The sequence below is a fragment of the Ruegeria sp. CDSA236 genome (assembly GCF_059611285.1).
In genome coordinates this window covers 180,048-189,676 of record NZ_JBXWPG010000007.1, presented here as the reverse complement: position 1 = coordinate 189,676, position 9,629 = coordinate 180,048, and the positions used below count along the sequence as shown (strand labels likewise).

6 protein-coding genes are annotated in these 9,629 nt (G+C 56.6%); 1 reads left to right on the top strand and 5 read right to left on the bottom strand.

Annotated elements, in window-relative coordinates; translation table 11 throughout:
* Nucleotides 1-137: 137 nt before the first annotated feature.
* The 3 genes from fusA to rpsL are packed head-to-tail and all read right to left on the bottom strand — an operon-like array spanning nucleotide 138 to nucleotide 3,131.
* Complete coding sequence (gene fusA, locus AC2FLB_RS13395) at nucleotides 138-2,255, bottom strand: elongation factor G (protein ID WP_496692464.1); 2,118 nt, start codon at nucleotides 2,253-2,255, stop codon at nucleotides 138-140.
* Nucleotides 2,256-2,273: 18 nt separating this feature from the next.
* Nucleotides 2,274-2,744, bottom strand: coding sequence for a 30S ribosomal protein S7 (gene rpsG, locus AC2FLB_RS13390; protein WP_008756926.1), 471 nt, complete (start codon nucleotides 2,742-2,744; stop codon nucleotides 2,274-2,276).
* A gap of 15 nt (nucleotides 2,745-2,759) precedes the next feature.
* Nucleotides 2,760-3,131: a 30S ribosomal protein S12 gene (gene rpsL, locus AC2FLB_RS13385; protein WP_005621086.1), complete on the bottom strand. Its 372-nt coding sequence runs from the start codon at nucleotides 3,129-3,131 to the stop codon at nucleotides 2,760-2,762.
* A 384-nt stretch (nucleotides 3,132-3,515) separates the two neighbouring features.
* Here rpsL and AC2FLB_RS13380 point away from each other — a divergent pair, with 384 nt between their 5' ends.
* Nucleotides 3,516-4,322, top strand: coding sequence for a putative rhamnosyl transferase (locus AC2FLB_RS13380; protein ID WP_496709415.1), 807 nt, complete (start codon nucleotides 3,516-3,518; stop codon nucleotides 4,320-4,322).
* On the opposite strand, the gene AC2FLB_RS13375 is transcribed toward AC2FLB_RS13380, so the two are convergent.
* Together AC2FLB_RS13375 and rpoC are read right to left on the bottom strand one after the other, a co-directional pair.
* The gene (locus AC2FLB_RS13375) at nucleotides 4,307-5,194 is read right to left on the bottom strand and encodes a DMT family transporter (RefSeq protein ID WP_496709414.1); all 888 of its coding nucleotides are present in this window, start codon (nucleotides 5,192-5,194) and stop codon (nucleotides 4,307-4,309) included. The two genes, AC2FLB_RS13380 and AC2FLB_RS13375, sit on opposite strands and share 16 nt — an antisense overlap.
* A 174-nt stretch (nucleotides 5,195-5,368) precedes the next feature.
* On the bottom strand, nucleotides 5,369-9,610 hold the full coding sequence (gene rpoC / locus AC2FLB_RS13370) for a DNA-directed RNA polymerase subunit beta' (protein WP_142636908.1): 4,242 nt from the start codon (nucleotides 9,608-9,610) through the stop codon (nucleotides 5,369-5,371).
* Nucleotides 9,611-9,629: the final 19 nt, after the last annotated feature.

Here is a 9,629-nt window from a genome sequence, read left to right as displayed (position 1 = left end):
GTCTTGCCGTGGTCAACGTGCCCAATCGTGCCAATGTTGACGTGCGGCTTATTACGCTCAAACTTTTCCTTTGCCATGATGGCCTCCTTTATCGGTAATGAAGGGAGCCCGCTAATCGAGCTCCCTCAAATTTTCGCTTATGCGTATTTCGCCTGGATCTCGTCCGAGATGTTCTGCGGAACCGGATCGTAGTGGTCGAACTGCATGGTGAACTGGGCACGGCCCGACGACATCGAACGCAGAGTGTTGATGTAACCGAACATGTTGGCCAGCGGCACAAACGCGTCAATCGCGATGGCGTTGCCACGGTTTTCCTGCCCGGAAACCTGTCCCCGACGCGATGTCAGGTCACCAATGATACCGCCGGTATATTCTTCCGGAGTGATCACTTCGACCTTCATGATCGGCTCAAGCAGTTTCGCACCCGCTTTGCGCATGCCTTCACGCATACCCATACGCGCCGCGATCTCAAAGGCGAGAACCGAAGAGTCCACGTCGTGGTATTTACCTTCGATCAGGGCAACCTTGAAGTCGATCACGGGGAAGCCAGCCAGCGGGCCGCTATCCATGACGGATCTGATGCCTTTTTCAACGCCCGGGATGTATTCCTTGGGCACCGAACCACCAACAACACGAGATTCGAACGAATAACCTTCGCCCGGCTCTGTTGGGGTGATGATCATCTTCACCTCGGCGAACTGACCCGAACCACCCGACTGTTTCTTGTGGGTGTAAACGATCTCGGCTTCGTGACCGATGGTTTCGCGATAGGCCACCTGCGGCGCACCAATATTCGCTTCAACCTTGAATTCACGCTTGAGACGGTCAATCAGGATGTCCAGGTGAAGTTCGCCCATGCCCTTCATGATGGTCTGACCCGATTCCAGATCAGTTTCCACACGGAAGGACGGGTCTTCGGCGGCCAAACGGCCCAGACCCTGGCTCATTTTTTCCTGGTCAGCCTTGGTCTTCGGCTCAACCGCGATCTCGATCACCGGATCGGGGAAGGTCATGGTTTCCAGAACCACCGGATCGCCGGTCGAACACAGAGTGTCGCCCGTGGTGGTGTCTTTCAGACCTGCCAGCGCAATGATGTCGCCCGCGAACGCTTCGGTGATTTCCTCACGTTCGTTCGAGTGCATCATCATCATCCGGCCGATACGCTCTTTCTTACCCTTGGTCGAGTTCAGAAGCGTGTCGCCCTTGGACAGAGTGCCCGAGTAGATGCGGGTAAAGGTCAGCGAGCCAACAAAGGGGTCGTTCATGATTTTGAACGCCAGACCAGAGAACGCCATATCATCATCCGCACGGCGGGCGATGTTACGGGTTTCTTCTTCGTCACCGGGTTTGAAGCCCATGTAATCGACAACGTCCAGCGGGCTGGGCAGATAGTCGATCACAGCGTTCAGCAGTGGCTGAACACCTTTGTTTTTGAACGCCGAACCACCCAGAACCGGAACAAACGCGATTTCCAGAGTACCTTTGCGCAGCAGGGCGCGCAGGGTCGGAACGTCGGGCTCATTGCCTTCCAGGTATTCCATCATCGCGTCGTCGTCCATTTCGACGGCCGCTTCGACCATTTTACCGCGCCATTCGTCAGCCATGTCCTTCAGGCTGTCGCGGATCGGTGCTTTGACCCAGCTTGCGCCCAGGTCTTCGCCCTGCCACAGCCATTCTTCCATGGTGACCAGGTCGATCAGGCCTTCCAACTCGGTCTCTGCGCCGATCGGAATACCAACCGGAACAGCACGTGCGCCGGTACGGTCTTCGATCATTGCAACGCAGTTGAAGAAGTCCGCGCCGATCTTGTCCATCTTGTTGACGAACACCATCCGAGGAACCTTGTAGCGGTCAGCCTGACGCCACACGGTTTCGGTCTGAGGTTCAACACCGGCGTTTGCGTCAAGAACGCAGACGGCACCGTCGAGAACCGCCAGCGAACGCTCAACTTCAATGGTGAAGTCAACGTGGCCGGGGGTGTCGATGATGTTCAGGCGGTGCTTGGGCGAGTCAGCAGTTTCACCGTCTTCAGTGCGTTCCCAGAAAGTGGTGGTCGCAGCCGAGGTGATGGTGATTCCGCGTTCCTGCTCCTGCTCCATCCAGTCCATGGTGGCCGCACCGTCGTGCACCTCACCGATGTTGTGGGATTTGCCAGTGTAATACAGGATACGTTCCGAGCAGGTCGTTTTACCTGCATCAATATGCGCCATGATACCGAAGTTACGGTAATGGTTGAGTGTATATTCGCGTGCCATTTCAATAAGCCTCTGGAATTACCAACGGTAGTGGCTGAAGGCTTTGTTCGCCTCGGCCATCTTGTGGGTGTCTTCACGCTTCTTAACGGCGGTACCGCGGGACTGTACGGCGTCCAGCAGTTCGCCGGCGAGGCGTTCTTCCATGGTGTTTTCGTTACGGCCACGCGCAGCAGTGATCAGCCAGCGGATGGCCAGTGCTTCGCGGCGCTCGGGGCGCACTTCGACCGGAACCTGATAAGTTGCACCACCAACCCGGCGCGAGCGAACCTCGACCGACGGTTTGATGTTGTCGAGTGCTTCGTGGAACACTTCGACAGGCGCGCGCTTGATCTTGCCTTCAACGCGGTCAAATGCGTTGTAGACGATGCGCTCTGCAACCGACTTTTTACCGTCGATCATCAGGTTGTTCATGAATTTTGTCAGTACCTTGTCGCCAAATTTGGCGTCAGGCAGGACTTCGCGTTTTTCGGCGGCGTGACGACGTGACATATCAGCCTCTCCTTCTTATTTGGGACGCTTCGCGCCGTACTTCGAACGACGTTGCTTACGGTCTTTGACGCCTTGGGTATCCAGAACACCGCGCAGGATGTGGTAACGGACACCGGGAAGGTCTTTTACACGACCGCCACGGATCAGAACAACCGAGTGTTCCTGCAGGTTGTGGCTTTCACCGGGGATGTACGAGATGACCTCGAACCCGTTTGTCAGGCGCACTTTGGCAACCTTACGCATCGCCGAGTTCGGCTTTTTCGGTGTGGTTGTGTAAACACGTGTGCAGACGCCGCGTTTCTGCGGGCACTGCTCCAGGTGCATGGACTTCGAGCGTTTTACTTTCGGCTGCCGCGGCTTGCGGATCAGCTGTTGGATCGTTGGCATTCCGGTTATATCCCCGTTTTGCAACACATGACATGCACGCGCGATGCGTGCGGTTAAATTCGCTGCGTTCGTGCGTCCACAAGCGCAAAACCCGCGAGCGTTCCCATTCCGAGGTGAACGTCGCGGTTTGTTATCAGAGGGCGCGAACGATAAAAGAGTTCGGGCCTTGACCAGTTCATTACTGAAATCGGTTTTGGGGCGGCCCCCGGTACCGAGATGTGGCGCGTAATAGGGGGAGTCGGACCCAGTGTCAACAGTACAGCTGATCCGTTCCACATCAGGCCGTTTCGCGCTGGAACCAAAGCTCATCCAGTCTTACCGCCCGTTGCAGGAACAGGTCCGTGCAGGCATAGTCAGCCCATTGGTCTGGACCACGGATGAATCATGCAAATACTTGGCCTGTGTCGTTTTTCCTATCCCGCCCATGGCGGCTTTCAGATCGAACACGAAACGATCGAGGACCGGCGCTCCTATCTGTATCAGCCTGACCGGCTGGAAGAGCGGTTCCGCCTGTTCGAAACCACCTCTCTGCCCTGCATAAAAGAACAAACCGACGAGGATTTTCAGTTTCTCATCGTGATCGGTACATGCCTGCCAAACCCGGCACGCGAACGTCTTTACGACTTAACAGCGGGCATGCCTCAGGTACAGATCATCGCACGCGAACCAAAGCGTCATCGCAGGGTCATGAAAGAAATCCTGAATTCAGCACGCACCAAACCGGACGCCCCCTGCATCCAGTTCCGCCACGATGATGACGATGCGGTTTCGGTCGATTTCGTTGAGCGCTTGCGCATCGCCGCAGATGAGGGTCAGGGCTTAATGCGGAACCACAGAACCGTTGCGATTGACTACAATCAGGGGTTCCTGGCCCGTTTCGATGCGGGCGGTATTCGGGCCGCACAGGTGTATCAACCTTTGTTGGGGGTGGGCTTTGCGATGTACTCCGCCGGTGGGTGTGAGCTGACGATCATGAATTTCGGCCACCATCGGATCGGGAACTTCATGCCCGTTATCAGCTATCCGGATGCGCCAATGTGGGTCCGTACTTTGAACCAGTTCAACGATTCCCCGCACGCGCGCAACAGCAAGGCCGAGCTGGCCCCCCTAACGCCCGAGCAAGAAGGCGAGTTCATCGCACGGTTTGCCATCGATCAGGACGCCGTTCGCCGCATTCATTCGGCGGGCTGACGGGTTCGTTCGCGAAACAGCATGAACATTCCTGCCCCAACCACTAAGGCCGCGCCCGCCATCGTAATCCTGTCGGGCCAGTCCCCAAATACGGCCCAGCCCAAACCCAACGCCCAGATCAGACTGGAATAACGAAACGGCGCGATAAAGCCGATCTCACCAGCGCGCATGACAATGACGCTGAACAAATATCCTGTCAGAACAAAGACCGCAGCAAACGCTACCATCGAACCGGCGGCTGCCGGAACCGGAACCCAGCCCGAGACAGAGGTGACAAGAACCGCCGTCAATGTAATCGTCGCGGTTGTTGCCAGCGTTACTGCAAGTGATGGCACATGCACCGACATGCGTCGCGTAATCAAATCCCGGGCAGTTACCGAAGCAACTGCGATCAAAGCATATATCGCGTAGATGCTGAAACCATCCGTGCCCGGGCGAACGATCAGCAACATACCGGCGAACCCGAAAACGATGGCAAGAATCCGACGCCAACCGATATACTCTTGAAAAAACAACGCGGCTCCAAGTGTTACGGTTAATGGCAAGGCCAGCAGAATGGCCGTCACGTTTGCCAACGGCATATGAAGCAGCGCGACCAAAAAGAAAATTGTTGCCAACAATTCGGCGAGACAACGTGCCGCGACCAACCACTTGTCATGACGCGGAAAGTTCAGATGCAGCGCCCCATAGTACCGTGCCAGAAGATACACCAGAATGGTCGCCAAAACCCCACGGATGGCAACCATCTGAAACAGCGGTATCTGGGCTCCGGCGGCCTTGATCAAAGTGTCATTGATGGTGAAGGCAGCCATGCTGCCCATCATCAGCAAAGCACCCCTGAAATTCGGCGTCACTCTTTTTGAACTCCGCATTTGGCCACGAAGTGCATTTGGCGGCGTTCAAGAAAGAGATGTCAATATGGCTCCGCCCGCCAATGCTCTGCTAGCATGACATTTCCGATGGCGCTTCATGCAGCGCCCCACCCGAGCCTGAAATGAAAAGGCCCCGCGAAATCGCGGGGCCTGATCTTTGGAATGTAGGATCGCTTATTCGCGGCTTTCCGGTGTTTCCACCAGAACATCCAGCTCATCCCCGACCATATCGTCATCCATCATCGGCGCAGCCAGAGCAGCGGCGGCTTCGGCCTCTTCCCGGCGGGCTTCGATGACAACGTTGTCACGCGACTGCGCGACGCGCTGTACGCTTTGCGTTGCGCCACCGGTACCGGCAGGGATTAGACGACCGACGATGACGTTCTCTTTCAGGCCAACCAGCTTGTCTTTCTTGCCCTGAACCGAAGCCTCGGTCAGAACCCGTGTGGTTTCCTGGAACGACGCCGCCGAGATGAACGAACGCGTCTGCAGCGAGGCTTTGGTAATCCCCAAGAGGATCGGCTCGCCCTGAGCCGGACGTCCACCGCGGGCGAGGGTCTTCTCGTTGGCCGCGTCGAACTCCTGCTTGTCGACATGTTCGCCTTTCAGCAGGGTGGTGTCACCTGAATCCAGGATCTCCCACTTCTGCAGCATCTGGCGCACGATCACTTCGATGTGCTTGTCGTTGATCTTCACGCCCTGCAGACGATAAACATCCTGCACTTCGTCGATCATGTAATCCGCCAGCGCTTCGACACCCATGATGGACAGGATGTCATGCGGGGCCGGGTTACCGTCCATCAGGTATTCACCCTTCTGGATGAAGTCGCCTTCTGCAACCGGGATGTGCTTACCCTTGGGCACCATATACTCGATGGTCTCCATGGACTCGTCAGCCGGTTCGATGCTGATGCGACGCTTGTTCTTGTAGTCGCGACCAAAGCGCACGTAACCATCGGCTTCTGCGATGATCGCGTGATCTTTCGGGCGACGGGCTTCGAACAGTTCGGCAACACGCGGCAGACCACCGGTGATGTCCTTGGTCTTGGCACCTTCACGCGGGATACGCGCGACAACTTCACCAGCTTCGATCTGCTGACCGTCTTCGATCGACAGGATCGCGTCCACCGACATCGGATAGTGAACCGGGTTGCCCGCATCGTTACGGACTGGTTCGCCATCTTCGCCAACCAGAATGATCTCAGGCTTGAGGTCGCTGCCTTTGGGGGCCGCGCGCCAGTCGATCACGATCTTCTGGGTCATACCGGTTGCATCGTCGGTCACGTCGCGGACAGCAATGCCCGAAACCAGATCAACATATTTCGCGGTACCGGACTTTTCGGCGATGATCGGCAGGGTGTAAGGATCCCATTCGAACAGCTTGTCGCCACGGTTCACCTTGGTGCCATCCTTGACGAACAGCTTCGAGCCATAACCCAACTTGTGGTTGGCACGCTCTTCGCCATGTTCGTCTTTGATCACCATCTTCATGTTCCGGCCCATGACCAGGCTTTCGCCCGCGGAATTGACCAGGATCTGCGGGTTCTCGAACGAAACGACACCGTCGTGGCTGGCTTCCTGGAACGACTGCTGACCACCTTGCGCAACACCACCGATGTGGAAGGTCCGCATTGTCAGCTGCGTACCGGGTTCACCGATGGACTGGGCGGCGATGATGCCGACAGCCTCACCCGTGTTGACCATAGTACCGCGTGCAAGGTCACGACCGTAGCAGGTTGCACAGACGCCTTCCTCGGACTCACAGGTCAGAGGCGAACGGATCCGCATCGACGCAACAGCGGCCTCATCAATGATGTCAGCCATACGTTCGTCGATCAGCTGACCCGCTGCGACCAGAACCTCATCGGTGCCGGGACGCAGAACGTCATCGGCAGAGACACGGCCCAGCACACGTTCGGCTAGCGAAGCAACAACTTCACCGTCGTTTACCGCGGCTTCCGCAGTGATCGCGCGCTCGGTTCCACAATCGAGCTCACGCACGATGCAGTCCTGTGCCACGTCCACCAGACGACGGGTCAGGTAACCCGAGTTCGCCGTTTTCAGAGCAGTATCCGACAGACCCTTACGGGCGCCGTGGGTCGAGTTGAAGTATTCAAGAACGGTCAGACCTTCCTTGAAGTTCGAGATGATCGGCGTCTCGATGATGTCACCGTTTGGTTTGGCCATCAGGCCGCGCATACCGCCCAGCTGTTTCATCTGAGTGACCGAGCCACGCGCGCCCGAGTGGGCCATCATGTAGACCGAGTTTGGTTCTTTTTCAGACCCATCCTCTGCCCGATCCGAAGATGAGATCGTGCTCATCATCGCCTCGGTTACGCGGTCGTTACACTTCGACCAGGCATCAACAACTTTGTTGTACTTTTCGCCCTGAGTGATCAGGCCGTCCATATACTGCTGTTCAAAGTCCTTCACCTGACCACGGGTTTCATCGACGATGCCCCATTTGTCATCCGGGATCACCATGTCGTCCTTGCCGAACGAGATACCGGCGCGGAACGCTTCTTTGAAGCCCATCGACATGATCTGGTCACAGAAGATAACCGACTCTTTCTGACCGCAGTAGCGGTAGACGGTGTCGATCACCTGCTGCACTTCTTTCTTGCGCAGCAGACGGTTAACCAGTTCGAACGGTGCCTTGTTGTTCATCGGCAGCAGAGCACCCAGGCGCACTCGGCCCGGAGTGGTTTCAAACCGCTGTTGAACTTCATTGCCTTCACTGTCGATCTGAGTAATCCGCGCAGTGATCTTGGTGTGCAGATGCACTTCACCGGCGTCCAGCGCGTGCTGAACTTCGTCGATCGAGCCAAAGACCTTGCCTTCGCCCGGCATACCTTCGCGTTCCAGGGTCACATAGTACAGACCCAGGATCATATCCTGCGACGGAACGATGATCGGCGCGCCGTTTGCTGGCGACAGAACGTTGTTCGTCGACATCATCAGAACGCGGGCTTCCAGCTGGGCCTCAAGGCTCAGCGGGACGTGAACGGCCATCTGGTCACCGTCGAAGTCGGCGTTAAAGGCCGAACAGACCAACGGGTGCAGCTGGATGGCTTTACCTTCGATCAGAACCGGTTCAAACGCCTGAATGCCAAGACGGTGCAGTGTCGGTGCACGGTTCAGCATTACAGGGTGTTCGCGGATCACCTCGTCGAGGATATCCCACACTTCGGGACGCTCTTTCTCGACCAGTTTCTTCGCCTGCTTCACGGTCGAAGACAGACCCTTGGCTTCAAGGCGCGAGTAGATGAACGGCTTGAACAGTTCCAGCGCCATCTTTTTGGGCAGACCACACTGGTGCAGCTTGAGTTCCGGACCGGTCACGATGACCGAACGGCCCGAGAAGTCTACGCGCTTACCCAGAAGGTTTTGACGGAAGCGACCCTGCTTACCCTTCAGCATGTCCGAAAGCGATTTCAGTGGACGCTTATTGGCACCAGTGATCACGCGACCACGACGGCCATTGTCGAACAGAGCATCGACGGATTCCTGCAGCATCCGCTTTTCGTTGCGGACGATGATGTCAGGTGCGCGCAGTTCGATCAGACGCTTCAGACGGTTGTTCCGGTTGATGACGCGGCGATACAGATCGTTCAGATCCGAAGTCGCAAAACGACCACCATCCAGTGGAACCAGCGGACGCAGTTCCGGCGGAATCACCGGGATCACGGTCATCACCATCCACTCAGGCCGGTTGCCCGACTCAAGGAAGGATTCAACAACCTTCAGACGCTTGATGATCTTCTTGGGCTTCAGTTCACCGGTTGCTTCGGCCAGATCAGCACGCAGCTGTTCGGCTTCGGCTTCCAGATCGATCTGGGCCAGCATCTCACGGATAGCTTCGGCACCGATGTTCGCGGTGAACGCGTCCATGCCATAGGCATCCTGCGCGTCCATGAACTCTTCTTCGGTCAGCATCTGACCATAGGAGAGGTCGGTCAGACCGGGCTCGATGACGACATAGTTTTCAAAATACAGAACGCGTTCCAGATCGCGCAGCGTCATGTCCAGCATCAGACCGATGCGGGACGGCAGCGACTTCAGGAACCAAATGTGTGCGACGGGCGCGGCCAGCTCGATATGACCCATACGCTCGCGGCGGACTTTCTGCAGGGTGACTTCCACACCGCATTTCTCGCAGACAACGCCGCGATATTTCATCCGCTTATATTTACCGCACAGACATTCGTAATCTTTGATCGGGCCAAAGATACGCGCACAGAACAGACCGTCACGTTCGGGTTTGAACGTCCGGTAGTTGATGGTCTCGGGTTTCTTGATCTCGCCATAAGACCAAGAGAGGATCCGTTCCGGGCTGGCCAATGAGACCTTGATCTCGTCAAAGACCTTAGGCGGCGTCAGCGGGTTGAACGGGTTATTGGTAATTTCCTGGTTCATTTTGCGTCCTTACAAATTG

What these genes read in the sequence shown, in the direction of transcription:
- fusA (WP_496692464.1), bottom strand. Translation starts at nt 2,255, where the DNA reads ATGGCACGCGAATATACACTCAACCATTACCGTAACTTCGGTATCATG.
- rpsG (WP_008756926.1), bottom strand. Translation starts at nt 2,744, where the DNA reads ATGTCACGTCGTCACGCCGCCGAAAAACGCGAAGTCCTGCCTGACGCC.
- rpsL (WP_005621086.1), bottom strand. Translation starts at nt 3,131, where the DNA reads ATGCCAACGATCCAACAGCTGATCCGCAAGCCGCGGCAGCCGAAAGTA.
- AC2FLB_RS13380 (WP_496709415.1), top strand. Translation starts at nt 3,516, where the DNA reads ATGCAAATACTTGGCCTGTGTCGTTTTTCCTATCCCGCCCATGGCGGC.
- AC2FLB_RS13375 (WP_496709414.1), bottom strand. Translation starts at nt 5,194, where the DNA reads ATGCGGAGTTCAAAAAGAGTGACGCCGAATTTCAGGGGTGCTTTGCTG.
- rpoC (WP_142636908.1), bottom strand. Translation starts at nt 9,610, where the DNA reads ATGAACCAGGAAATTACCAATAACCCGTTCAACCCGCTGACGCCGCCT.